Origin of the sequence: Serratia sp. Ser99 (assembly GCF_024519545.1) — a bacterium.
Lineage (GTDB): Bacteria > Pseudomonadota > Gammaproteobacteria > Enterobacterales > Enterobacteriaceae > Serratia > Serratia liquefaciens.
Window position 1 is genome coordinate 267,332 of the sequence record NZ_JALJRT010000001.1, and the last position, 23,895, is coordinate 291,226.

General features: G+C 53.6%; 22 protein-coding genes. 11 read left to right on the top strand and 11 right to left on the bottom strand.

Features of this window, described 5'->3' with window-relative positions:
- Window positions 1–16: 16 nt before the first annotated feature.
- Together betB and betA are read left to right on the top strand one after the other, a co-directional pair.
- Complete coding sequence (betB, locus tag NR114_RS01350; protein ID WP_234529088.1) at window positions 17–1,489, top strand: betaine-aldehyde dehydrogenase; 1,473 nt, start codon at window positions 17–19, stop codon at window positions 1,487–1,489.
- Window positions 1,490–1,708: 219 nt separating this feature from the next.
- Window positions 1,709–3,376 carry a choline dehydrogenase gene (gene betA / locus NR114_RS01355; RefSeq protein ID WP_046374096.1) on the top strand — a complete coding sequence of 556 codons (1,668 nt, stop codon included), beginning with the start codon at window positions 1,709–1,711 and terminating at the stop codon, window positions 3,374–3,376.
- Between the two features lie 130 nt (window positions 3,377–3,506).
- On the opposite strand, the gene NR114_RS01360 is transcribed toward betA, so the two are convergent.
- The 3 genes from NR114_RS01360 to NR114_RS01370 all read right to left on the bottom strand — a co-directional run bounded on the left by NR114_RS01360 (window position 3,507) and on the right by NR114_RS01370 (window position 6,641).
- On the bottom strand, window positions 3,507–5,129 hold the full coding sequence (locus NR114_RS01360) for an FMN-binding glutamate synthase family protein (RefSeq protein WP_256813901.1): 1,623 nt from the start codon (window positions 5,127–5,129) through the stop codon (window positions 3,507–3,509).
- Between the two features lie 182 nt (window positions 5,130–5,311).
- Complete coding sequence (locus tag NR114_RS01365) at window positions 5,312–5,902, bottom strand: LuxR family transcriptional regulator (protein ID WP_020825955.1); 591 nt, start codon at window positions 5,900–5,902, stop codon at window positions 5,312–5,314.
- A 22-nt stretch (window positions 5,903–5,924) separates the two neighbouring features.
- The gene (locus NR114_RS01370) at window positions 5,925–6,641 is read right to left on the bottom strand and encodes an EAL domain-containing protein (protein ID WP_020825956.1); all 717 of its coding nucleotides are present in this window, start codon (window positions 6,639–6,641) and stop codon (window positions 5,925–5,927) included.
- A 516-nt stretch (window positions 6,642–7,157) separates the two neighbouring features.
- Between NR114_RS01370 and NR114_RS01375 the strand changes: the two genes are divergently transcribed.
- The 4 genes from NR114_RS01375 (at window position 7,158) to NR114_RS01390 (ending at window position 12,142) form a co-directional block, all read left to right on the top strand.
- Entirely contained in the window at window positions 7,158–7,685 is a 528-nt protein-coding gene (locus NR114_RS01375) for a fimbrial protein (RefSeq protein WP_012005952.1), read from the top strand.
- 71 nt (window positions 7,686–7,756) lie between these two features.
- On the top strand, window positions 7,757–8,440 hold the full coding sequence (locus tag NR114_RS01380; RefSeq protein ID WP_020825958.1) for a molecular chaperone: 684 nt from the start codon (window positions 7,757–7,759) through the stop codon (window positions 8,438–8,440).
- Between the two features lie 28 nt (window positions 8,441–8,468).
- Window positions 8,469–11,084 carry a fimbria/pilus outer membrane usher protein gene (locus NR114_RS01385; RefSeq protein WP_046374095.1) on the top strand — a complete coding sequence of 872 codons (2,616 nt, stop codon included), beginning with the start codon at window positions 8,469–8,471 and terminating at the stop codon, window positions 11,082–11,084.
- Between the two features lie 11 nt (window positions 11,085–11,095).
- Window positions 11,096–12,142 (top strand): fimbrial protein, encoded by a 1,047-nt coding sequence (locus NR114_RS01390; protein WP_020825960.1) that lies wholly within the window; start codon window positions 11,096–11,098, stop codon window positions 12,140–12,142.
- 61 nt (window positions 12,143–12,203) lie between these two features.
- Here the strand turns inward: NR114_RS01390 and NR114_RS01395 are convergent, their stop codons facing one another.
- From NR114_RS01395 to NR114_RS01420, 6 genes are all read right to left on the bottom strand, one after another.
- Window positions 12,204–12,662 carry a helix-turn-helix domain-containing protein gene (locus NR114_RS01395; RefSeq protein ID WP_256813902.1) on the bottom strand — a complete coding sequence of 153 codons (459 nt, stop codon included), beginning with the start codon at window positions 12,660–12,662 and terminating at the stop codon, window positions 12,204–12,206.
- 205 nt (window positions 12,663–12,867) lie between these two features.
- Window positions 12,868–14,445: a malate:quinone oxidoreductase gene (locus NR114_RS01400; RefSeq protein WP_020825962.1), complete on the bottom strand. Its 1,578-nt coding sequence runs from the start codon at window positions 14,443–14,445 to the stop codon at window positions 12,868–12,870.
- Between the two features lie 447 nt (window positions 14,446–14,892).
- On the bottom strand, window positions 14,893–15,465 hold the full coding sequence (locus tag NR114_RS01405; protein WP_020825963.1) for a GNAT family N-acetyltransferase: 573 nt from the start codon (window positions 15,463–15,465) through the stop codon (window positions 14,893–14,895).
- 188 nt (window positions 15,466–15,653) lie between these two features.
- Window positions 15,654–17,081: an alkaline phosphatase gene (phoA, locus tag NR114_RS01410; RefSeq protein WP_256813903.1), complete on the bottom strand. Its 1,428-nt coding sequence runs from the start codon at window positions 17,079–17,081 to the stop codon at window positions 15,654–15,656.
- A 267-nt stretch (window positions 17,082–17,348) separates the two neighbouring features.
- Complete coding sequence (locus NR114_RS01415) at window positions 17,349–18,056, bottom strand: glutathione S-transferase N-terminal domain-containing protein (RefSeq protein WP_256813904.1); 708 nt, start codon at window positions 18,054–18,056, stop codon at window positions 17,349–17,351.
- A 62-nt stretch (window positions 18,057–18,118) separates the two neighbouring features.
- Window positions 18,119–18,802, bottom strand: a complete 684-nt coding sequence (locus NR114_RS01420) for a helix-turn-helix transcriptional regulator (RefSeq protein WP_020825967.1) — start codon at window positions 18,800–18,802, stop codon at window positions 18,119–18,121.
- 79 nt (window positions 18,803–18,881) lie between these two features.
- On the opposite strand from NR114_RS01420, the gene NR114_RS01425 reads away from it, so the two are divergent.
- The 3 genes from NR114_RS01425 to NR114_RS01435 all read left to right on the top strand — a co-directional run bounded on the left by NR114_RS01425 (window position 18,882) and on the right by NR114_RS01435 (window position 21,009).
- A complete protein-coding gene (locus tag NR114_RS01425; RefSeq protein ID WP_256813905.1) occupies window positions 18,882–19,946 on the top strand; it encodes a cytochrome P450 in 1,065 nt (354 codons plus the stop codon).
- The gene (locus NR114_RS01430) at window positions 19,943–20,290 is read left to right on the top strand and encodes an antibiotic biosynthesis monooxygenase (RefSeq protein WP_256813906.1); all 348 of its coding nucleotides are present in this window, start codon (window positions 19,943–19,945) and stop codon (window positions 20,288–20,290) included. The genes NR114_RS01425 and NR114_RS01430 overlap by 4 nt, the downstream gene beginning before the upstream one ends.
- 224 nt (window positions 20,291–20,514) lie before the next feature.
- Complete coding sequence (locus tag NR114_RS01435; RefSeq protein ID WP_115059424.1) at window positions 20,515–21,009, top strand: ATP-binding protein; 495 nt, start codon at window positions 20,515–20,517, stop codon at window positions 21,007–21,009.
- 71 nt (window positions 21,010–21,080) lie between these two features.
- On the opposite strand, the gene cynS is transcribed toward NR114_RS01435, so the two are convergent.
- Together cynS and NR114_RS01445 are read right to left on the bottom strand one after the other, a co-directional pair.
- Window positions 21,081–21,551, bottom strand: coding sequence for a cyanase (gene cynS / locus NR114_RS01440; RefSeq protein ID WP_046374089.1), 471 nt, complete (start codon window positions 21,549–21,551; stop codon window positions 21,081–21,083).
- A gap of 18 nt (window positions 21,552–21,569) precedes the next feature.
- Window positions 21,570–22,223: a carbonic anhydrase gene (locus tag NR114_RS01445; protein WP_046374088.1), complete on the bottom strand. Its 654-nt coding sequence runs from the start codon at window positions 22,221–22,223 to the stop codon at window positions 21,570–21,572.
- Window positions 22,224–22,337: 114 nt separating this feature from the next.
- Between NR114_RS01445 and cynR the strand changes: the two genes are divergently transcribed.
- Together cynR and mchS3 are read left to right on the top strand one after the other, a co-directional pair.
- The gene (gene cynR / locus NR114_RS01450) at window positions 22,338–23,240 is read left to right on the top strand and encodes a transcriptional regulator CynR (RefSeq protein ID WP_256813907.1); all 903 of its coding nucleotides are present in this window, start codon (window positions 22,338–22,340) and stop codon (window positions 23,238–23,240) included.
- Between the two features lie 82 nt (window positions 23,241–23,322).
- A complete protein-coding gene (gene mchS3 / locus NR114_RS01455; protein WP_046374086.1) occupies window positions 23,323–23,739 on the top strand; it encodes an MchS3 family protein in 417 nt (138 codons plus the stop codon).
- The last annotated feature ends 156 nt before the right edge of the window (window positions 23,740–23,895 follow it).

Consider the following 23,895-nt stretch of genomic DNA (forward strand, 5'->3'; position numbering starts at 1 on the left):
AACCCAAGGAGAACCTATGTCCCGTTTTGGCTTACAGAAGCTCTATATTAATGGTGCCTATGTAGACAGTACCGATGGAAAAACTTTCAACGCGGTTAATCCGGCGAACGGTGAAGTGCTTGCCGAGATCCAGTCCGCCAGCGCTGAAGACGTCAACCGTGCGGTGGCCAGTGCAGCCAGCGGACAGAAAGTGTGGGCAGCGATGACGGCGATGGAACGTTCTCGTATTCTGCGCCGAGCGGTGGATATTCTGCGCGAACGCAACGACGAACTGGCCGCGCTGGAAACGTTGGATACCGGCAAGGCCATGTCGGAAACCACGGCGGTGGATATCGTTACCGGTGCCGACGTATTGGAATATTATGCGGGTCTGATCCCGGCGATCGAAGGCCAGCAGATCCCGCTGCGTGACAGCGCCTTTGTTTATACCCGTCGTGAGCCCCTGGGCGTGGTGGCCGGTATTGGCGCCTGGAACTACCCGATCCAGATTGCCCTGTGGAAATCCGCACCGGCACTGGCGGCAGGCAACGCGATGATCTTCAAACCCAGTGAAGTCACCTCCCTGACGGCGCTGAAGCTGGCGGAAATCTATACCGAAGCCGGTTTGCCGGACGGCGTATTCAACGTGGTCACCGGCAGCGGCGCAGAAGTCGGCCAGTACCTGACCGATCATCCCGGCATTGCCAAGGTGTCCTTCACCGGCGGTGTCAAAACCGGTAAGAAAGTGATGGCTAACGCCTCAGGTTCGACGCTGAAAGAAGTCACCATGGAGCTGGGTGGCAAATCCCCGCTGATTATTTTTGACGATGCCTGCCTGGATCGCGCTGCCGATATCGCCATGATGGCTAACTTCTACAGCTCCGGCCAGGTGTGCACCAACGGGACTCGAGTATTTATCCCCGCAGCGTTGCAGGCCGAGTTCGAAGCCAAAATCCTCGAGCGCGTTAAGCGCATCCGCCTGGGGGATCCTACCGATCCACAAACCAACTTCGGCCCGCTGGTCAGCTTCGCGCATATGGAGTCGGTATTACGCTTCATTGAAAGCGGCAAGAAAAGCGGCGCTCGCCTGTTGTGCGGCGGCGAACGTGTGACTGAGGGGGAATACGCCAAAGGGGCTTATGTGGCGCCGACGGTATTTACCGACTGCGGTGACGAGATGGAGATCGTGCGCGAAGAGATCTTTGGGCCGGTAATGAGCATTCTCACTTACCACAGCGAAGAAGAAGTGGTACGCCGTGCGAACGACACCACCTTCGGCCTGGCTGCCGGTTTGGTGACGAACGATCTGACCCGGGCGCATCGGGTGATCCACCAGTTGGAGGCCGGCATTTGCTGGATCAACACCTGGGGTGAATCGGCGCCGGAAATGCCGGTCGGCGGGTACAAGCAGTCTGGCGTCGGCCGTGAAAATGGCCTCAGTACGCTGGAACATTACACCCAGGTCAAATCGATACAAGTCGAGCTGGGCGAATATATTTCCATCTTTTAAATATCCCCGTCGTCTTTCAAGCTACAGCGTTGTTGGCTGCGAACGCGGACCCCAGTCACTTACTTGACCCCTGGGGTTCCACGCCCTTGCCGCCTAGCTGTAACGCGAAATCCATAGGGGATAATCCTTTCTTGCATCCAAAACTGCCTGGATATATTCAGCATGCGATATTCAAGTCATTCGCATCATTCAGGCATACGAATATTTAGGAGATAATGTATGGAATACGATTACATCATTATCGGTGCCGGTTCAGCCGGTAACGTTTTAGCCACCCGTTTAACCGAAGACGCTGATGTTAGCGTATTGCTGCTGGAAGCCGGCGGCCCGGATTATCGGATGGATTTTCGCACCCAGATGCCGGCCGCGCTGGCATTCCCGCTGCAGGGCCGTCGTTACAACTGGGCGTATGAAACCGATCCTGAGCCGCACATGAACAACCGCCGCATGGAGTGTGGCCGGGGTAAAGGGCTGGGCGGCTCATCACTGATTAACGGCATGTGCTACATCCGCGGCAACGCGATGGACTTCGACAACTGGGCAAAAGCACCGGGGTTGGAGGACTGGAGTTATCTGGACTGCCTGCCATATTTCCGCAAGGCGGAAACCCGCGATATCGGGCCTAATGATTATCACGGTGGCGACGGTCCGGTCAGCGTGACCACGCCGAAAGCCGGTAATAACGAATTGTTCCACGCAATGGTGGAGGCCGGTGTGCAGGCGGGTTATCCGCGTACTGATGACCTGAACGGCTACCAGCAGGAAGGCTTTGGCCCGATGGATCGCACGGTCACGCCGAAAGGCCGTCGCGCCAGCACCGCTCGGGGTTATCTGGATCAGGCTCGTTCCCGTTCAAACCTGAAGATTGTCACTCACGCGTTGACCGACCGCATCCGCTTCGAGGGTAAGCGTGCGGTGGGCGTTGACTACTTGCAGGGTGAAAGTAACCAAATCACCAGTGCCCGTGCGCGTCGCGAAGTGTTGCTGTGTGCCGGTGCGATTGCCTCGCCGCAGATTTTGCAGCGTTCCGGCGTTGGTCCAGCGGCGCTGCTGAACCGCCTGGACATCGATCTGGTGCACGATCTGCCCGGCGTGGGCGAGAACTTGCAGGACCATCTGGAAATGTACCTGCAATACGCCTGTAAAAAGCCGGTGTCGTTGTACCCGGCATTGCAATGGTTCAACCAGCCGAAGATCGGCGCAGAGTGGCTGTTCAACGGCACCGGCGTGGGCGCCAGCAACCAGTTTGAAGCCGGTGGCTTTATCCGCAGCCGCGAAGAGTTCGCCTGGCCGAACATTCAGTACCATTTCTTGCCGGTGGCGATTAACTACAACGGCAGCAACGCGGTGAAAGAGCACGGTTTCCAGGCGCACGTCGGTTCAATGCGCTCCCCGAGCCGTGGCCGGGTGCAGGTGAAATCGAAGGATCCGCGCCAACATCCGAGCATCTTGTTCAACTATATGGCGACCGAACAGGACTGGCAGGAGTTCCGCGATGCCATTCGCATCACGCGCGAAATCATGGCGCAGCCTGCACTGGACGAATACCGCGGCCGCGAGATAAGCCCGGGGCCAGAAGTGCAGACCGACGAACAGCTGGACGCTTTTGTGCGTGAGCATGCCGAAACCGCCTTCCATCCTTCCTGCTCATGCAAAATGGGCGAAGACGAGATGGCGGTGGTGGATGGGCAAGGGCGAGTGCACGGTATGGAAGGCCTGCGGGTGGTGGATGCGTCCATTATGCCGCTGATCATCACCGGTAACCTGAACGCTACCACCATCATGATCGCCGAGAAGATTGCCGATCGTATTCGCCAGCGCACGCCGTTGCCGCGTAGCACTGCCGACTATTACGTGGCCGGCGACGCCCCGGCGCGTAAGCCATAACCCACATGCCCTCTCGCCGTTGAGGGGGAGGGCCGCTGTAGCAAGCAACCCCCTCTCCAATGTCCTTCCCCGAGGCGAGGGGGCAATTCATTCCCGTTATCTTTCACCTCAGCAGGTACAAACGTACCCCTTAAGCCGGCAGGGCGATCGCCTGATCGAAACTGTTTGGCGTCGCCATGCGCCACATGCGCGCATAAAAATCGCTTTCGATCTCTTTTTGCAGCAGTGCACCAGGCTCCAGGTAGTAATAGATGTCGGCGTAGACCTTGATTTCGGTTGAGGTAATACGGCGCAGCATATGATGCGAAGTCAACTGCTCAGGGCGGCTGACGCCCGCCGCCGCAAGCATTTCTGCCAGCGCTTTCACCGTATTCTGGTGGAAGTGATAAACGCGTTCGGCCTTGTCTGGCACCACCAGGGCTTTCTGTCGCAGTGGATCCTGGGTGGCGACCCCGGTAGGGCAGTGATTGGTATGGCAGCTTTGCGACTGAATGCAGCCGACGGCGAACATAAAACCACGGGCTGAGTTCACCCAGTCGGCGCCCAACACCAGCACGCTGGCGATATCGAAGGCGCTGATGATTTTACCGCTGGCGCCAATCTTGATTTTGTCGCGCAGTCCGCAGCCCACCAGGGTGTTATGGACGAATAACAACCCTTCGCGCAGCGGCATGCCCATATAGTTGGACAGTTCGAGCGGTGCTGCGCCGGTTCCACCTTCTTTGCCGTCCACCACGATAAAGTCCGGCAAGATCTGGGTTTGCAGCATGGCTTTGGCGATGGCGACAAATTCCCACGGGTGGCCGATACAGAGTTTGAAGCCCACGGGTTTGCCACCGGACAATTCACGTAGCTGCTGGATGAAATGCATCATTTCAATTGGCGTGCTGAAGGCGCTGTGCGAAGCCGGAGAAATACAGTCGACCCCTTCAGGTACGCCGCGCGTTGCGGCGATTTCCGCATCCACTTTTTTCGCCGGTAGTATGCCGCCATGTCCGGGTTTAGCACCCTGGCTGAGCTTGATTTCAATCATTCTCACCTGCGGTTTTTTAGCCTGCTCGGCGAAGCGTTGCGGATCAAAATGGCCGTCGGCGGTGCGGCAACCGAAGTAACCGCTGCCCAATTCCCAGACCAGGTCGCCGCCATTTTCGCGGTGATAACGGCTGATACTGCCTTCGCCGGTGTCGTGGTAGAAATTGCCCTTTGCCGCGCCGAGGTTGAGGGCGCGAATGGCGTTGGCCGACAGGGCGCCGAAGCTCATGGCGGAGATGTTAAAGATCGACGCGGAGTAGGGTTGGCTGCAATCTGGACCGCCGATCGTCACGCGGAAGCTGGTGGGGTCAGATACCTCGACCGGACGCATGGAGTGCCCGATACATTCGTAGCCGGTTTGATAAACGTCCAACTGGGTACCGAACGGCTTGTCGCCCATTTCATTTTTGGCGCGTCGGTAAACCAGCGTGCGTTGGGTACGTGAAAACGGGATCTGCGCGTTATCTTCTTCCAGTAAGTACTGGCGTATTTCCGGGCGAATAAACTCGAAGAAAAAGCGCAGTCGGCCGATGATCGGATAGTTTCGGCAGATGGCGTGGCGTTGTTGGGTCAGATCATAAATGCCCAACGCGCTCAGACCACCAAAAATGATCGTCGGTAGCCAAAACCAGGGGCTATGGGACAACAGCGCCAAAGACGCCAACGTCAGCAAAAGACTCAAGACAAGGCAGGTATAACGGCTGAATAATGATGACTTCATAACATCTCCTGATGTTTTTATTAGTCCAGACGACATGGCTCACAGAAAGTTTGCTGAGCGGATCCTAACCAATAGACAGGAGTGTTATGTGGCTGTTACTGCTTTATCGTTGATTGTTACATTAATTTAACGATGAGTCCGCCCTTCAGGCCGCCGGTGGCAGCCTGAAGGGGAGGAGGGAGTTACTTGCTGGCAACGAAAATACTGCTCATGCTGCGCAGACGCAGCTTTTTCATCGCACTGTATTTCTGAGAGAAAATCGTTTTGGGGTGGGTGCCGCGCTTTTGGGCAATATGCAGCAGGCTGTCACCGCGCAACAGGTTGAAGATAACGTCGCTTTCCGCCGGGCTAAGCTCGCGGGTTTTCTGCATTTTTATCCCCCCGGGCTCTTTACTTTCCAGCAGGTTCTGTATTTTTTCCTGCAGCGAATAAAGTGGAATGCGTGTAGACACCAATTCAACGGAGATGCCCAGGATCGACAATAGTTTCACCACGCGTTCATCGTCATAAAACACCAACAGACGCGTTTTGGAGTTGTATTGCTGATGCAAAGACACCAGGCTTTCAATGACGTTAACGCTTTGCTCCAGATTTTGTGAGGTGAAGATCAGGGCGATGTCGTGCTTAATTATTTTCTCCGCCTTGGCGCCACCGTGCATAAAATCTGAAAACAGTCTGATATCGTACTTGCCGTAATGTTTTTTCAGTAACACCGAAAGGCCGACATAGCTGTACTTACACTCACTAATAACAAGGACATTGTTTTTAGACATAATGGCAAACACCCATAATGAGTTAAAAGTATTCAGCTGTAAGAAGCGAGTTCAAATCCTTGATGTCGGATTCCTTCCACAGCTTTCCCTGCAGTGCGTAATATGGCATTTCGTCCAGCCATTTTTTATGCTCGGGGGTTTCAACCCCTTCAATAATTACCTTGTAATGATTAAGGTAAAAAAAGCGCAATAAAGCGCGCATTAAACCGTCGCCGCCGGACTTTTTCATAAAGTCCCATAACAAAAAGCGGTCGAGTTTAACGAAGCGGAACTGGCTGTTATACAGCGCGGAAAAACCCGCATAGCCAGAACCAAAATCATCGAGCCAAAATGAATAGCTCTTTAGTGAAGGATCGCCATGAACGCGATCTTTAACCAAACGGGTTGAGTTCTCACTGATTTCGAAATGTATACAGCGAGTGGCGTTAATTCTTTCTGCAAAATGGCTATTGGCCAACGACCGTAGAGAATGGTCATCTACATTCAGCGTGGCTATAACCTGATTTTCACGAAACCAGTGATTATATTTCTCTATCAGACTGACCTGGTCTAACAGAATCTCAATTCGGGTCTCGCTATCGGCAGTACGAAAGAACTGTTCAGGAGAGAAATGCGCATATTCACTATTAAAAGTGAATCGAGATAGGCACTCAACGGCCAGCAATTGTCCGGATTTTGCGAACATTGGCTGGAAAACATAATTAATTCCGTTATTTTTCTCTCTAAAAGAACTGCGCATTCCTCAATCCCTTGATTGATATGTAACTACCTGTTTTTTAACTAAAATTAATTCAATATCAGGCTGTTTATAGGTAAATGTCTTATTTGGTGCGACGTGATTGTGAAATGTCGCTTGCAGACCATTTAACGCGCATTTAGTCGTGAAGTCCAAAGGGCTCTAAAGGTAACAAAATGTAAATATACGGAATAATATGCTGTTAATCAGGCCTTAAAGAAAAATGTCTGACTGCATGACTTTCCAAAACACAGATTATTCCTATTCGATTGAATCGTCAACATCGATCGATAGGTATTTGTTGATAGTTTATTCCTATCAAGAGGGGGGTTATGAATGTTTTAAACGATTTAACAATAAGAATGCGCTTAGTCTATATTTCGTCCGGCAATGGGTTCATCGAGGCAACACTCCTTTTAAGCAAGGAGTGCTATCGCTGAGTGTATGCTCAGTGCCGGGGAACTATATATTCGTCTGTCACTGAATCGATTATTTTATTGTTTTTCTATGGAGCTGGAAATGAAAAAAGTATTATTGCCTTTGGCCGCGCTGGTATTGTCTGCTACTGCTTATAACGCTACTGCTGCAAGCGGCAACGTTAAATTCACCGGTGAAATCGTACAGTCCACCTGTAAAGTTGTTGATAAAGACCAGAATAAAGAAGTTTACCTGGGTAAATACCCTACTACCGCATTCCCAACTTCTGGTTCTACCAGCGGTGCTAAAGCTTTCGATATTAGCCTGGAGAAATGTGAAGCGGGTAACTACACCCTGCGTTTCGACGGTAACACCCCAGCTGGCCACCCAGAGCTGTTGGCTGTAACTGGCGGCGCTAACGGCGTTGGCGTTGAAATCCTGGATAACAACGGCGCAACTCTGCCAATCTCTCAGGAAGTTGCTACCCCAGCGACCGTTTCTGTTGCTGCTGATGGCGACAACCCAGGTTCTGCGACTTTCAACCTGCGCGCTCGTTATAAATCTTACCAGGATCTGGTAACTGCGGGTCAGGCAAACTCTAACGCTACCTTCACCATCGAATACAAGTAATTTAATTCGCTGGCAGGATAGATAGAGCTATTGGCCACGGACGGCTAAATTCTGAGAGTTGAGATATTCCGATGAAAAAAGTGCTTTCTTGTATTTTATTCGCGTTTTCCGTAAATGCTTTTGCCGGAATTCAGGTTGATTCGACGCGCGTAATTTATAACAGCGGAAGTAAATCCGCATCGCTCTCAATCAGCAATGACAGCGACGACACCTATATGGTGCAAACCTGGTTGGATACTGGCGATTCAAGCCAGATGCCGAAGAATTTACCGATCGTGGTCACTCCACCTATTTTAAAACTGGCTGCCAAAAAAGACGCAATTCTGCGCTTTATTTATTCCGGCAGCGGGTTACCGCAGGACAGAGAAAGTCTGCTCTGGGTAAACGTACAGGAAATTCCGCCAACGCCTAAGCAAGACAACGTGCTGCAGGTGGCGATCCGTACCCGTATCAAACTGTTCTACCGCCCAGAAGCCTTGAAGGCCAACCTGCAACAGCAGGCAGAGGCACTGAAATGGCAGCGTCAGGGCAGCAATCTGGTGGTGACCAACAATGGTCCACTGTTTGTGACGCTGGGTGTACTGACGCTGAAAAGCGGTGGCAAAAGCTGGAAAGTGAATGCCGACATGGTGAAACCGCAAGATAGCCTGCGGATTGCTCTGCCACAGGGCGCGCAGTCGGCCAACAGTATGTCGTTCACCTATATCAACGATTACGGCGGCCACACCGAGATTAAGAACGTTGCATTAAATTGATTTAAGCCCTTCAAGGAATGAACAAAAAATGGCACATAAAAGAATAACAACCCTCACGCCAAAACGTTTGGTCAGGCTGATTAATGGTGTAATTTATTTTTCTGCGGTGCCATTTTCATTCTCTCATATGGCCATGGCGGAGGAGCAGTTCAACACCTCCTTCATCCATGGCGATGACAACATTGCCCAGGTGGCAGCGTTGTCCAGCGGCGATGATATCCTGCCAGGTAAATATCCGTTCGATATTTACCTGAACGGACAGCGTATCGATCACCGTGACATCGAATTCAAAAAAGACGCCAAAGACACGCCGGTAACGCCTTGCCTGACTGCGCAGGATTACCAGGACTACGGTGTAAAACTGCCGGGCGATATGAAAACCGAAGGTGCCGCGCAGTGCTACGCTCTGTCACAGCAAATTTCGGGTGCCAAGCTGAGCTACGACGCAGCCATACAGCGTATGGATTTGGAAGTGCCGCAGATATTCCTGGAGCCGCGTCCACAGGGTGCCATCTCGCCGAAGGTTTACGATCGCGGGATTAACGCCGGTTTCGTTAACTATAACTTCAGCGGCAACCATAATAATTACCGTAATAACGCCAACGATAAAACATCCGACTACTACTTCCTGAGCCTGAACAACGGCATCAATGTCGGTAATTGGCGCCTGCGTAACAACTCGACGCTGAATCAGCAGTCGGGTGCCGGCACGCACTGGAATACCGTTTCAAGCTGGGCGGAAACCGACATCGTTTCCCTGCGCAGCCGTCTGGTGATTGGCCAGACCAACACCAATAACAATGTATTCGACAGCATTCAGTTCCGCGGTGTGCAGATTTCCAGCGCCAACGATATGCTGCCGGAAAGCCAGCGCGGTTACGCGCCCGTGGTCCGTGGCGTGGCGTCGACCAACGCCCGCGTTGAGATCCGCCAAAACGGCTACACCATTTACAGCACCAACGTGCCGCCGGGTCCGTTTGCGCTGACCGACATCTTCCCAAGCACCTTGAGCGGTAACCTGAACGTCACGGTCATTGAGGCCAACGGTTCAAGAACCTCTTTCGTGGTGCCGTTCTCTTCCGTGCCGAACATGCTGCGCGAAGGGATCTGGGACTACCAGATGACCGCCGGTAAATACCATGACGGCACCACCAAATACCAGCCGAAGTTTGTGCAAGGCACCTTGTCCCACGGCATGGCGTATGACATCACGCCTTATGGTGGGGTGCTGGTCGCGGAAAATTACCGTTCGGCGGTAGTGGGTATGGGTAAAAACATGGGTGTCTGGGGGGCAGTTTCCTTCGATATGTCCTATTCCGACACCAACCTGGTCAACGGTGACGACAAACAGGGGGAGAGCTTCCGCTTCCTGTACTCCAAATCGCTCAACGACTGGGGCACCGAATTCCAGATCGCCGGTTACCGTTACTCGACCTCTGGTTACTATGATTTCTCTGATGCAGTTGCGGAACGCGATCGCTATGAAAACGGCGTCTACCGTAACGATTACTACGATGAGAATGACCGCAATCTGGGCGTGCCGGATTGGGCAGAATCACGTCGTCGTACCTATTACACCAGCCGTTTCAATAACAAACGCCAGCGTGTAGAGTTGTCGATCAACCAGCGTATTGCCGGTAACTCAACGCTGTATACCAATATCAGCAACCAGTCATATTGGGGCGGCTCCGGCCAGGATCGTACGGTTCAAACCGGCTTTAACAGCAGCTACAAAAATATCAGCTACGGCGTGTTCTATCAGGACAGCCGCAGCAACTACGGTTATAAAGATCGCAGCATCAACATGAGCGTCTCTATTCCGTTCAGCTTCTTCAGCCGCGATTCGTCTGATATGACGGCCAGCTTCAACGCCGGTCACAGCAAGCAGAGCGGTAATACATACAGCGCTGGCCTGAGTGGTACCGCGCTGGACGATAACCGTCTGAACTACGCGGTGCAAAGTGGTCACGATCGTTACTCCGGCCAAACCAGCTCGGCTAACGTCGGCTACCAGGGCAGCATGGGTACCGTCAATGCCGGTTACAGCTACAGTAATGATTACCAGCAGTCTACCCTGGGCGTGTCGGGCGGTATTGTGGCGCACTCCGGCGGCGTGACGCTGACCCAGCCGCTGCAAAATACCTTTGTGCTGGTTGAGGCCAAAGATGCCAAGGGCGTCCGTCTGGAAAACCAGCCGGGTGTGGCTATTGACCGCTTCGGTTACGCGGTAATGACCTCGGCCTCACCTTATCGTCATAACCGCGTGGCGTTGCGCACTGAGGATATCGGCAACGGCCTGGATATCCCGATGGCGGCCCGCGACGTGGTACCGACATATGGCGCCATTACCCGCGTGAAATTTGAAACGCATACCGGCCAAAGCCTGCTGGTACACAGTAAACTGTTGGACGGCAGCGTACCGCCAATCGGCGCCAACGTGTTTAGCTCCGACGGCAAGAACAACGGTACCGTGGGTACCAATGGGGATATTTATATCTCCGGCGCATCCGCAGGGGATCGCCTGTTGGTTAAATGGGGCAGCGATGCCGGCGACAGTTGTTCACTGGTGGTGCCGGAACTGAAATCGGCGACCGAACAGCTGATGGGCTATCAGGAACTTTCGCTGACCTGCGGAAAACCGTAAAAGGAATGAATATGTCTTCTTTGTTGTTAAAACATAAAAACCTCGGGCTGGCGGCAGGGCTGCTGGTCACGCTGGGGACGTTCTCGCAGAGCAGCTTTGCGCTGTCTTGTAAGCAGAATGGCAGCGTCAGTCAGATTATTACGCTGGATAAGCCAATTAAAGTGTCAACCGCTAATACGGCGGCGGGGGCTCTGCTGTGGCGCTCGCAAACCTTCACATCGACTTTCCAATGTGTCGATGACCGTGATTATCCCAAAGGCGAAAATGCCTATCTTTACTGGGATCCGAAGAAGGACATGCGCAATATCGACAAGTCTATCGAGGTTGGTGTCAACTACAACAGCGTGGATTATAAGCTGACCAATGGCGCAAGACAGGATGTTGGTCCGGGTACACAATGTCGTCCAAATGGTCGCGGTGGTTGTGCCAAACCAGCCCAATCCTTGAGTGTGACGGTGACCTACTCGCTTTATATCAAGGCGACAGGGGCACCTCCGCCTGCAGGTGGGAAAATCACCAACAATGGCACTTATTCCGTATTTCAGGTTGATGGGGTCGGCGGTCTCAACAACGTGGTCGGCAGCAACTTCAATGCCTATATTAACGGTCTGGGAAATATTCAGTTTATTTCCTGTAATCCGAAAATCACCGTAGTGGCTAACAATGGCTCAACCGTGAATTTTGGCACCATTCCGCGTCAGAATGCGGTAGCTGGCAAGATAGAAAAACAAGTACCGTTCTCGGTCAGCGCCAATATGTCTGATCCGGCTACCGGTCAGGATTGCAAGGGCGAGACACTGCAGGCCAGTTTCAGCTCCACTTATCCAGTGCAGGACGCTACGACGATCTTGCCAACCAGCGACAGCGGATTTGGTATCTTGATTTCGCAGGCGGCGACACCAAACACGCCAATCAAGATGAACTCCCCGGTTGATCTGGGCCTGGTCAATGGTAGCACCGTTGAAAAGAACTTCATGGCTAGCCTGAAATGGCTGAATACCAACCCGAAGGTGGGGCCATTCACCGCGTCGGCCAATATCGACGTCACCTTTAAGTAAGATTTCTCAATAAAAAAAGGGGTTCAGCGCAGGCTGAACCCCTTTTTTAATGCAATTTCTCTCAGTGTTGACCAACCCAGTTGGTACAGACACTGTCCAGGCATTTACCGGCATACCACAGATGCACGCCAGGGGACTCGTAGCGATGCCCGTTCAGCGGTTCTATCGGCTGCGGGTGCATCTCTGCGACGTCCCAGCGGGTTGTACGACGATAAACCGCCGGCGTTTTGCCGAACTGTTTTTTAAATGCGCGTGAAAAAGACGGCTGAGAATCAAAGTGGAACTGCAGGGCAATGTCGAGAATAGGGCGCGGTGTCGAACGCAGTGCTTGCGCGGCTTGCGACAGTCGACGCTCGCGGATGTAACTGCCTAAAGCATGCCCGGTAGTGCTGCGGAACATCCTTTGCAGGTGCCACTTGGAGTAGCCTGACTTCGCCGCTACGTTGTCTAACAGTAACGGCTGATCCAGATGGGTTTCAATCCAGTCCAGCAAATCGTGAATGATATTAACGCGATCCATTGTTTTAGTTCTCCTGCGGGTACGACATTCAGGTCACAGTAGGTAACAGTAATTATCCAAGTTGATGCTTTGATAATAGGCCGCGGAGACGGGTTACGCAAGTGTTAACCCGGGGGAAAAAGGTGGCTAAACGTGCTCTTTGGGTCGCAGGGAAATGAAAAAGGCCGCACGTGGCGGCCTTGAGCAAAGAGGGGAAAGGCGGGGATCAGTTAGTTTCCGGCTTCACTTCGATATAGTCCAACTGCAAGACGCTGCTGGTGTAGCCGCGGATCTTGTTGGTCATTTCAATATCGCCGTTCAGCTTGTGGCCGTAAGACGGAATGATCTCTTTCAGTTTGCTCTGCCATTCCGGCGTAGCCACTTTATCTTTGAACACTTTTTCCATCAGGTGCAGCATGATCGGTGCGGCAGTTGATGCGCCCGGTGATGCACCCAGCAGAGCGGCAATGCTGCCATCTTCGGAGCTGACCACTTCGGTACCGAACTGCAGTACGCCACCTTTATCTGCATCTTTTTTGATGATCTGCACGCGTTGGCCGGCGGTCCACAGTTTCCAGTCTGCCTGTTTGGCTTCAGGGAAGTACTCTTTCAGCGCAGCGAAACGATCGTCGTCGTTCATCATCAACTGACCTACCAGGTATTTCACCAGGTCGAAGTTGTCCAGCCCGACGTGGGTCATTGGCATCAGGTTCGAAGTGCTCAGGGAGTGCAGCAGGTCGAACAGTGAACCGTTTTTCAGGAACTTGCCGGAGAAGGTGGCGAACGGTCCGAACAGCAAGACACGCTTGCCGTCCAGCATGCGGGTATCCAGGTGCGGAACCGACATCGGCGGTGAACCTACGCTGGCCAGGCCATAAACCTTGGCCAGGTGTTGGTCAGCGATTTCCGGGTTGGTGGTGACCAGGAACTGACCGCCGACAGGGAAGGCACCGTAGCCTTCGGCTTCGGGAATGCCGGTTTTCTGCAGCAGCGTCAGAGAAGCACCGCCTGCACCGATAAACACGAATTTGGCATTCACGGTGGTTTCTTTGCCGTCACGGTTCAGATCGGCCACGGTGACGCGCCAGGTGTTGTCGGCATTGCGCTTGATGTCGCGGACTTCATGGCTCAGGTTCAGCTTGAAGTTCGGGTTTTTGGTCAGCGTATCCACCAGTTGGTGGGTGATCACGCCAAAGTTAACGTCGGTACCCAGCGGCATGCGGGTCGCAGCAATTTTCTGCGCCGGATCGCGGCCGTTCATCACCAGCGGAGCCCACTGTTTAATCTGGTTAGGGTCTTCTGAGTACTCCATACCACGGAACAGGGTGCTGTGTTGCAGTGCGGCATAGCGTTTGCGCAGGAAGTTGACGTTGTCGTCACCCCAGACAAAGCTCATGTGCGGCACGCTGTTAATAAAGGATTTTGGATCTTTCAGGACGTTATTTTTCACCTGATAAGACCAGAATTGACGCGAGATTTCAAAAGACTCGTTAACCACCACGGCTTTGCTGATGTCGATGGTGCCGTCTTTTTTTTCCGGGGTATAGTTCATTTCAGCGAAGGCGGAGTGACCGGTACCGGCGTTGTTCCAGCCGTTGGAGCTTTCTTCAGCCACGCCGTTCATGCGCTCATACATGTCGATGGACCAGTTTGGCTCCAGCTCATGCAGGTAGGTCCCCAGCGTGGCGCTCATGATGCCACCGCCGATCAGTACCACATCAACGGACTTATTCTCTTCCGCCGTCGCCTGTTGCGTAACGCCAAACAGGTTCAGACAGAAGATCAGGACGAGTAATTTTCTCATTGAATCAAATCTCTTGTGTGTAAATTCTACTCATTGCAGGTGAAAGAATTTATCGGGAGTTACCCTGGAAATAAGTAAAACTAACCCGCCCGGCTAAGCCGAGTGACAGTGATAATGTCTTTTTGTTAATCGTTTTCTTAACGAAAAGTGGATTATTACAGGCTGTCTGGGGACAGGTTGTTCAACTCTGGTTACTGCGGGGATATTATTGTTTGCAATATTGTTAAAAACTACTTTTGTAACTAAAAAAATCCCATTAAAGGCAGGAATCATTCATTTATTATTTTTATTTAAATATAACCGCTAAATTAATAAGGTCTAATTGCCGCTGATTTAAACGATATGCCATTATCACACAATATTTATGGAATAATGGCAAATAGCAGCAGGTAACAAAATGAAAATGGCCGCCGGGCATTTCAGTGTGGCCAAGATGCTGGTTGACGCTTAGCGGCGGGCCTTCATTGCTGCCGACGGCCACTCTTCTTTCAGCAGTGCATAAATCAGTTCATCACCCCATTGGCCATTGAAACGATCGTTTTGTCGCAGGTGCGCCTCTTTGCGCATCCCCAGACGTTCGACGACCCCGATAGACCCCTGATTGGCAGCATCGAGCCGGGCAAAAATGCGGTGGCAGCCCACTTGGTTAAACCCCCGATCCAACACCGCTTGCACGGCTTCGCTGGCATAACCTTTACCGGCATAAACCGGGCTGAAGATATAACCGATCTCGGCTTGTAATGCTGCGCGGTTAGCCAGTTTCAACAACACTTCACCGATCAACTCTCCGCTGTCCTTTAGGGTGACGGCGCAATAAAAAATATCGCCGTCCTGACAGAAGCGCGAAGCTATCGCCTGAGCAAGCTGATCGGCCAGTTGCGCGTTGTCCGGGGTGGGGGCATACAGATAACGATAGACCTCCGGCAAACGGTGGTAAGTCGAGTAGGCTTCGAGATCGTCGGGCGTGAAGCGGCGCAGTTGCAGGCGTTCGGTGTCGAAGGGCAGGGTAATCAAATGCAAGAGCTCATCCTTATTGTCGGGTGGGATCACATTGGTTTGTTTACGGACAGGGCAGAACATTTTTGCGAGGAATACAGGTCCCACAATATAGCAGTAGCCTGGAGGTTTCAAACGGCGAAAACCCTGTTCATCGCCGGCGTGAGCAACGATGAACAGGGTTTAATTAATCAGTGGACGGGGTCGTTAGCTTACTTGATCGCCATGGCGTCACGCATGGTATAGAACAAATCTGTCTGATCGGTCAGCCCGACGACGTTGGCGGCATGCGGGCCGTAGGCGGCAACACGCAGCTGGGTGCCGGTGTGGCCCTGCGAATCCTCTTCCGAGTTGCCGTAGCTGATGGTCATCGGCGCGCCATCTTTGGTGGTCAGCATTTGCGTCAGGCCGGGCGCTTTGGCGTCGGCGGCGATAATCTGGCTGGAGTGAGCATGGTCAGCGGTGACGATCACCAGAGTGTTGCCGTCGGCACGGGCGAATTCCAATGCTTTCTGCACGGCTTCATCCAGATCGACAGTTTCCCCGAACTGGCCGCACGGGTTGGCGGCATGATCCTGTTTGTCGATCGATGCGCCTTCAACCTGCAGGAAGAAACCATTTTTGTTGGTTTTCAGCAGGTCGATGGCTTTCTCGGTCATAACCGCCAGCGTCGGGATATCCGCCGTACGTGCCGGGTTGTTCTGACAGGTAACCGCAGGCTGGTCGAGATTACCGTGATAGCTGGCCTTCGGCCCCTGCCAGCGTACCGGCATATTGCCGGCGGCAAACAGCCCCAACAGCGGCTTTTTCTGATTGGCGACGTTAACGGCGTTCAGGGCATCGAGGTTTTCCACCCACTGATAACCTAATGCAGTTGCCTGCTCTTTCAGTGATTTTCCCTGCCATTCGCCGCTTTTGGCTAACTGATTAAAGGATTTTGCTCCGCCGCCTAAGGTGACGTCGGCGCGGGCTTTGAGTAACTGTTCACTGATCGAACCGCGGCCGCCATTTTCCAGCGCGTTGGTTGCGCATTTTTCACTGGTCTCTTCCGGGCCGTAACATTTACGCGAGGTGACGTGGGAAATCTGTGCCGCAGGTGTGGCGTCTTGCAACTCTGCGGTGGAAACGTTGCCGGTGGCTTTACCCGCCGCTTTGGCAATTTCCAATAAGGTCGGTTGGTCTTTGCCATTAACGTCAACGCCCAGCGCGCCGTTATAGGTTTTGACGCCGGTGGACCAGGCAGTCGCCGAGGCGGCGGAGTCAGTGACGTAATCCGGCTTGTGGGTTTTCTTGTCCAGCGAATAATGGGTGTATTGGCCGGTTAACGGCAGGGCATCGATGCCTTTAAAATAGCCGCCTGCGCCTTCGGCATAATTGCGTGCCGAAGTGATTTCCGAATCGCCCATGCCGTCGCCAATCAGCAAAATCACATTCTTGACCGTTTTATCAGACAACGAAGCTTTCAATGCCGCGGTTTGATCACCACTCAGGCGACGTGCTCCGCCGGGTTCAACGATATTGCCGCGAGCCGCACGCTCGGAAAGTCCGGCAGCGTTGGCCGGCGTCTCATCGGCGAAGGCGCTTGAGCATAATAAGGCGGATAACACGGCACTGGCGATCAGGGAAACTGGCTGCAACATCGGGGAAAGCTCCTTGTCGTAATATAAAAACATAAATACCCGGTCGCCTTTCAAGCTACAGCGTGGTTACCAGCACTCGCTAACCCCAAGTTACTTACTGGAGTAAGCGCCTGGGGATGAGCGAGCAGGATGCCTGACTGTGGCTTAAAAATCATAGGGGTATAACACGAACTTGTTAGGCAGGGAGGGTAATGCAGGGGTGTGACACTTTTATGACGACAAAGAAGACGCAAAAGGGATAGCCGGGCGGCTATCCCAGGCAAGCCATTATTCGCTGCGGGCGGGAATGTTGACGCCGCGTTGCACCGCCGGTCGTGCCAGACCGCGCTCCAGCCATTGCTCTACGCGTGGGAAACTGTCGAAATCGACTACCTCGCGGGCTTCGTAGAAGCCGATCAGATTACGCACCCAGCCCAACAGTGAAATATCGGCAATGGTGTAATCCTGGCCCATGATCCAGTCGCGGCCTTCAAGCCGGCTTTCCAGTACGCCCAGCAGGCGTTTCGACTCATTCTTATAACGCTCAAGCGGGCGCTTATCTTCGTATTCACGACCGGCGAAACGGTGGAAGAAGCCGAGCTGACCGAACATGGGGCCAACGGCTGCCATTTGGAAAAACACCCACTGAATGGTTTCATAACGCAGAGCCGGATCCTGCGGCAGGAACTTGCCACTTTTTTCCGCCAGATACAGCAGAATGGCGCCGGATTCGAACAGGGGTAATGGCTTGCCGCCAGGGCCATCGGGATCGATGATTGCCGGGATCTTGCCGTTCGGGTTCAGCGACAAAAACTCGGGCGTCCAGGTCTCGTTTTTGCCGATGTCGATCAGGTGCGCTTCATACGGCAGGCCGATCTCCTCCAGCATGATAGAAACTTTTACCCCGTTCGGCGTGGGCAGCGAATAGAGCTGCAGCCGCTCCGGATGCTGCGCCGGCCACAGTTTGGTGATTGGGAATTGGGTTTGATCGAGCATGGGAGTCCTCGGGTTGACGGTTTGCTTATTGAGTATTGCACCAAAACTAACCTGTTGTGAGGTTAAACAGTGAGGTCAAAATGTGCTTTAAGCGCTTTTTTCCCGCTGGCGGTGAGCTGCAGTTCACGACTCTCCAACTGGCGTTTTATCCAGCCACGACGGATAAATGCGGTAAGCATCGCCGCACCTAATGCACCACCCAGATGGGCCTTGCGCTCGCTCCAGTCCAGGCAACCGCAGGCGAAGCGCCTTCGTGAGGGCGCAGGGGAACAGTCGACGCCCAACCGAGTGAGTGCAGCGTGGCCAGCCTCACTTAACCGATAGTCTTCCTCACCTTCTAACCAGGTTAGCTGATGCAGGCGTTGGTGCAGTTTTACCGCCACTTCACCGGCCAGATGGTCATAACAGGTACGAGCGAATTGCAATGACGTCGGAGTAGTGCTTTTCACCACGGGCTTTTCGACGCCAGCCAGTGCCATTAGCGTTTCCAGCGCGGCGGCGACTTCCGGCCCCGCCAGACGGAAATAGCGGTAACGCCCTTGCTTGACGCAGGCGATCAGTCGCTGTTCCTGCAGGCGTGCCAGATGGCCGCTGGCGGTAGAGGCGGCAACGTCCACCGCGGCGCTGAGTTCGGTGGCGGTATAAGCGCGACCATCCATCAGCAGGCACAGCATGCGCGCCCGGGTGCGGTCGGCAATGGCACCGCTCAGTGCCGCCAGACGATCTTCAATATCGATGTTATTCATACTTCGAGATTAGGCGAAGTATGGCTGTGCGTCCACCGTTAGGATGAGTTCACACCGGCCAAGCCTACTGGAGAACAACATGGCAACCTGCCCTTATTCCCGCGCCATTGCTGCCGTCACGGCCGATGATCCGCGGGCCAATTATATGCAATTGGAACCCATGCAGTTTCAGCCGCAAAAGCAAAGTTGGATCGCCGTTTCGCCTTTAGCCGTGCGGGAGGTTTTGCACAATATTGACTTTGGCGTTCGGCCCACCGATGAACCTATCCCGGCAGCCTTGCTGGGTACACCGGCGCAATCCATCTTTGGCAATTTGGTGCGTATGCGAGATGGCGACGAGCATGTCAGGCTTAAAAAGGCCATCGTGCAAACTTTAGCGGCTTTTGACTCATCTCTAGTCCAACAAACCGCGAGGGCTGTGGCGCAAGAATTGATGCCTGCAATAGCGAATGCGAGGCAGATCACCCGTTTTAATTATGCTCTGCCAGTGTGTGTTATCGCGGCACTTTTGGGCATCCCCGCCAAGGAATGGGCTGAGCTGGTTGACGAGATACTGGACTTTTCCCGCTGTATAGCGCCTGGCGGCAGTGCGCCTCAGGTGGCGCTCGGGATCCGGGCGGTAGAATCTATTTCGGCACGTCTCACAAACTGTTGTGGTCCACTATGGCAGGAATTGCAGCAGGTATCTGCACAACTCGGCCTTGAAGATCGGGTCGTGGTGGCCAACGCCATCGGTTTGATGCTCCAGGCCTGCGAAAGCACCGCCGGTTTGATCGGTCAGACGTTATTGCTGATGGGCGACAACACGGAAAGTGTGCCACAACGAATTGAACAGATACTGACTGAAATGCCCTCGATCCAAAATACTCGCCGCTTTGTCCGGCAGGATACCCAGGTCGCCGGCTGCCAGGTGTTGGCCGGACAAAGCGTATTGGTTTTGCTGTGTGCGGGAGACGAAAGTTTTGCTTTCGGCGAAGGTGCGCATCGCTGCCCGGGGGCTGACTGGGCGAAAATTATCGCACAGTGTGGCATTCAGCATTTATTGGCATTGGGCGTTGATGTTCAGACGTTGAACAACGTTCGCTGGCGGGTTTCGCAAAATGCGCGCGTACCCGAATTTTTCTCTGACAGGAGCGCCCTATGATTGCCGTTATTTTTAAGCTGCAGGCCGCTGACGGCCAACGTGAGACCTACCTTGATTTGGCCGCCGATCTGAAGCCGTTACTGGCAGAAATTGACGGTTTTATTTCCATTGAGCGTTTTCAAAGCCTGGCCGATCCGCAGCGGCTGCTGTCACTGTCCTTTTGGCGTGATGAGGCGGCGGTACAGCAGTGGCGAAATGTCGAGCAGCACCGAGCCGCACAGAAACGGGGCCGCCATGGCGTGCTGGCACAGTATCGCCTGCGGGTGGCTGAGGTGGTGCGGGACTATGGTCTGGATCAGCGAGAACAGATCCCGCATGACAGCCGCGGCTATCACGCGGGGTAAAGTGCGCGGCCATTATCAGTTATGACTCTGTGAGGCACAGCGTTGTTGACAATATGTGGGGATTTGCCTTATTGATAATGTATGAGCATAAACAAGGTTTCATTCGCGCAGATTATTATCACCATTCTCGGAGTGGTGGGATAGCGCGTCTCTGTCATGCTAAAACCCGCCGGTAAGGCGGGTCATCTTTTCCTCCTGCCGGTACTCACCTTCAGGAGAACGCCATGAATAATTCCTCCCACGCCGTTTTACATTTGATGTGCGGCAAAGCCGGCTCCGGCAAATCAACCCTGGCAAATCGACTGGCGCAGCAGCCCCATACGCTGCTGATCGTTGAAGATAGCTGGTTGGCAACGTTATATGACCAGCAGATGAAAACCCTACAGGACTACGTTCGTTATTCCGCCAACCTGCGGCAGGTGTTGAGCGAGCATTTGGTGCAACTGCTGCGGCATGGTCTGTCGGTGGTGCTGGATTTTCCGATGAATACGCCGGATCGGCGCTTATGGGCCAGACAACTGGCGGAGGAGGCCGGTGTAGCGCACTGCCTGCATTTTCTGGACGTCAGCAATGCGCAGTGCAAGAGCAGAATAAAACACAGAAATGAGCAAGGTGAACATCCCTTTGTGCTCAGTGAAGAGACTTTCGATCTGCTCACGCAATATTTTGTCGCCCCTACCGAGGAAGAACGCCTGAGCCTTATCAGATACGATGAATAGATGGGGTGAAGCGCAGAGACTGCGGAGAAAAGCACCCAATGCCGGCGACGCTATCGCCGGCATCGTCAGGATCAGAAAGGCTTGGTCGGCAGGTATTTACCGTCCAAGGTGATCACCGCGCGTTCGCCACCGTCCGGATCCGGCACTTTCTTGATGTCCAGTTTGAAGTTAATCGCACTGATAATGCCGTCGCCAAACTGCTCATGCACCAGCGCTTTCAGCGTGGAGCCGTAAATTTGCACCATTTCATAAAAGCGATAAATGGTTGGATCGGTCGGCACACCGCCAGGGATGCTGCCGCGCAGCGGAATGGTTTGCAGCAGACGGATGGCGTCTTCGTCCAGATCGAGCTTGGCGGCCACCACACGTGCCGCCTGTTCTGGCAGCGGATGCTGACCCAGCAGAGCGGCGGTGACGAAGGCCAGACTCAGCCCGGTACCCTGGTTGATCGCTTCGAAGGTCAGGTTTTTACGGATCTTGGCGGCCATAATGGTGTCGGTCAAGGTTTCGCGTGGGGATGAATAATGCAGGGACTGTGTCATGTTATCTCCTTATTGAGATTAAAAACGGGATACGGCAGGGGTAGCCGTGACATTTGGATTGGTGGCCAGTGGAATAAAGCGGCGGGTTTCGCCATCCAGCGCTTCAATACAGCCGCTGGCAATGTCATAGACCCAACCGTGCAGCTTCAACCGGCCCTGCTCAAGCGCCAGCGCCACTGAAGGATGGGTTTTAATATTGGTCAGTTGTGCGATGACGTTCTCACGCACCATCGAACTGACGCGTTCACTTTCAGAGGTATGCGGATGGGCCTGATTCACCGCCTTGGCTGAATCGGCGTAACGCAGCCAATTCGCTACGGTTGGCATATGATCCAGGCACTGACAGGTGGCGATGGCGGTCATTGCGCCGCAGTCGGAGTGTCCGCAGATCACGATATCCTCCACGCCGAGTGCGGCGACGGCATATTCCACAGAAGCTGTTACGCCACCCGGCTCCGGGCCGAACGAAGGCACGATATTGCCGGCATTGCGGATCACGAACAGGTCACCCGGCTCACGCTGGGTGATCAGTTCCGGCACCAGGCGGCTGTCGGAACATGAGATAAACAGGGTGCGCGGGTTCTGGCGCGTGGCCAACTGCCGGAACAGTTCGGACCGTTCGACAAACGCCTCGCGCTGGAACTTCAAAAAACCCTCAATAACCTCTTTCATGCTGTCTCCATCAGGATGCTGTTAAGCGATGGGGGCATGATGCGCCGCTCTGGCTATAGGGTCTAAGACCCATTTATAATGGTCTCCATAGGAATTACTAATAGTTGAGGCGTTATGCTGCTGCGACACATCCGTTATTTTCTTGCCGTTGCCGAACAGGGCAACTTCACCCGCGCCGCCGAAGCGCTACACGTTTCGCAACCGACGCTGTCGCAACAAATCAAGCAGTTGGAAGAAAACCTGGGGACGCCTCTGTTTGATCGTTCCGGCCGAACGGTGCGCCTGACCGACGCCGGTATGGCCTGGATGCGCTATGCCCGGCTGGCGCTGCAGGATCTGGAAGCCGGCACTCGGGCGATCCACGACGTGGCGACGCTGGAACGCGGTAATTTGCGGCTGGCGATGACGCCAACCTTTACCGCCTATCTGGTGGGGCCTGTTATCGATGCTTTTTATCGGCAATATCCGGGCGTTTCGGTGAGTATTCATGAAATGACGCAGGACAGGATCGAGGCGCTTCTGGCGGAAGACCGGCTGGATGTGGGGATCGCGTTCAGTCAGGCGCAATCGGTGGACATCGTGGCCGAGGAGCTGTTTACCGAGTCACTGAATATGATGGTTGGGGCTCAGCACCCGCTGGTTCAACAGCGTGAGCCTTTGAGTGCGCAGGTGTTCGAACAGCAACCGCTGGTGTTATTGAGCGAGGACTTCGCTACCCGTCAGTTTATCGACGATTATTGTCGTCGACAGGGGATCCGCCCCCGGGTAGCAATGGAGGCCAACGCAATTGGTGCCATCATTGAAATTGTGCGCCGTGGCCAACTGGCTACCCTGCTACCGGCAGCGGTTGCGCAGGAAAACCCGCAGTTGCACCCGGTACGGCTTACCGACGTCATGCCCGCTCGCCGGGCGGTGTTGCTGCAACGTAAAGACGCCTACCGTAGCGCGGCGTCACGGGCGTTTATCGAGGTCTTGCACCGACAGAAATTTAGCCAGGGACATTCCGACCCGGTATAAAACCGGCTGAATACCGTGGTAGTGTGGAGCACAGAGCTGGTCCGATCGTCACTTTCACTCTTGGCTGAATAGGGAGGTTTTTGTGAAAAGGATCTTGAGCGTTATTATTTTGGTTTTTGTTTCTTTCTGTTCCCTCAACGGTTACGCCGCTGAGCAACACCGTGAAGCGACAGAAAATAATTTATCCAAGGTGACTCATTTCTCTTTGGGAATGAACGGGTTTGTTGGCATTGGCAGTGCCGGAGAAACCGAAGTAATAGAAATCCTAACCTACCAGGACGCGGGGGCCGTTTTCTTGCGTATTGCTAATAACCCGCAGGCAACCCCAGAAGCGAAACTTTATGCTGTCTGTGGCTTAAAAAAGCTCAATAACAAAACCGGCGAACCCAATTTCACCCAAGTGTGGGATCAACCGGTTTCGGTATTGAAAGGGGATGTTTTAAGGAAAGAAAAATTCAGCGATGTTTATTTCAGTATTCTAAAACAGGGGTGTTGGTAAACCTCTGCATTCACCTCCCTCAGGCCGAGACGTTCTTTCCACTTGGCCTGCCGCCGCACCTTTGCTCAAATTGTCACCGAAACTTCCCGCGATCTCTGTTGCCCGTTATGGCATAATGCGCGCCAAATCACATTCCCAATGATATGAAGAGCGAGC

What these genes read in the sequence shown, in the direction of transcription:
- betB (WP_234529088.1), top strand. Translation starts at nt 17, where the DNA reads ATGTCCCGTTTTGGCTTACAGAAGCTCTATATTAATGGTGCCTATGTA.
- betA (WP_046374096.1), top strand. Translation starts at nt 1,709, where the DNA reads ATGGAATACGATTACATCATTATCGGTGCCGGTTCAGCCGGTAACGTT.
- NR114_RS01360 (WP_256813901.1), bottom strand. Translation starts at nt 5,129, where the DNA reads ATGAAGTCATCATTATTCAGCCGTTATACCTGCCTTGTCTTGAGTCTT.
- NR114_RS01365 (WP_020825955.1), bottom strand. Translation starts at nt 5,902, where the DNA reads ATGTCTAAAAACAATGTCCTTGTTATTAGTGAGTGTAAGTACAGCTAT.
- NR114_RS01370 (WP_020825956.1), bottom strand. Translation starts at nt 6,641, where the DNA reads ATGCGCAGTTCTTTTAGAGAGAAAAATAACGGAATTAATTATGTTTTC.
- NR114_RS01375 (WP_012005952.1), top strand. Translation starts at nt 7,158, where the DNA reads ATGAAAAAAGTATTATTGCCTTTGGCCGCGCTGGTATTGTCTGCTACT.
- NR114_RS01380 (WP_020825958.1), top strand. Translation starts at nt 7,757, where the DNA reads ATGAAAAAAGTGCTTTCTTGTATTTTATTCGCGTTTTCCGTAAATGCT.
- NR114_RS01385 (WP_046374095.1), top strand. Translation starts at nt 8,469, where the DNA reads ATGGCACATAAAAGAATAACAACCCTCACGCCAAAACGTTTGGTCAGG.
- NR114_RS01390 (WP_020825960.1), top strand. Translation starts at nt 11,096, where the DNA reads ATGTCTTCTTTGTTGTTAAAACATAAAAACCTCGGGCTGGCGGCAGGG.
- NR114_RS01395 (WP_256813902.1), bottom strand. Translation starts at nt 12,662, where the DNA reads ATGGATCGCGTTAATATCATTCACGATTTGCTGGACTGGATTGAAACC.
- NR114_RS01400 (WP_020825962.1), bottom strand. Translation starts at nt 14,445, where the DNA reads ATGAGAAAATTACTCGTCCTGATCTTCTGTCTGAACCTGTTTGGCGTT.
- phoA (WP_256813903.1), bottom strand. Translation starts at nt 17,081, where the DNA reads ATGTTGCAGCCAGTTTCCCTGATCGCCAGTGCCGTGTTATCCGCCTTA.
- NR114_RS01415 (WP_256813904.1), bottom strand. Translation starts at nt 18,056, where the DNA reads ATGCTCGATCAAACCCAATTCCCAATCACCAAACTGTGGCCGGCGCAG.
- NR114_RS01420 (WP_020825967.1), bottom strand. Translation starts at nt 18,802, where the DNA reads ATGAATAACATCGATATTGAAGATCGTCTGGCGGCACTGAGCGGTGCC.
- NR114_RS01425 (WP_256813905.1), top strand. Translation starts at nt 18,882, where the DNA reads ATGGCAACCTGCCCTTATTCCCGCGCCATTGCTGCCGTCACGGCCGAT.
- NR114_RS01430 (WP_256813906.1), top strand. Translation starts at nt 19,943, where the DNA reads ATGATTGCCGTTATTTTTAAGCTGCAGGCCGCTGACGGCCAACGTGAG.
- NR114_RS01435 (WP_115059424.1), top strand. Translation starts at nt 20,515, where the DNA reads ATGAATAATTCCTCCCACGCCGTTTTACATTTGATGTGCGGCAAAGCC.
- cynS (WP_046374089.1), bottom strand. Translation starts at nt 21,551, where the DNA reads ATGACACAGTCCCTGCATTATTCATCCCCACGCGAAACCTTGACCGAC.
- NR114_RS01445 (WP_046374088.1), bottom strand. Translation starts at nt 22,223, where the DNA reads ATGAAAGAGGTTATTGAGGGTTTTTTGAAGTTCCAGCGCGAGGCGTTT.
- cynR (WP_256813907.1), top strand. Translation starts at nt 22,338, where the DNA reads ATGCTGCTGCGACACATCCGTTATTTTCTTGCCGTTGCCGAACAGGGC.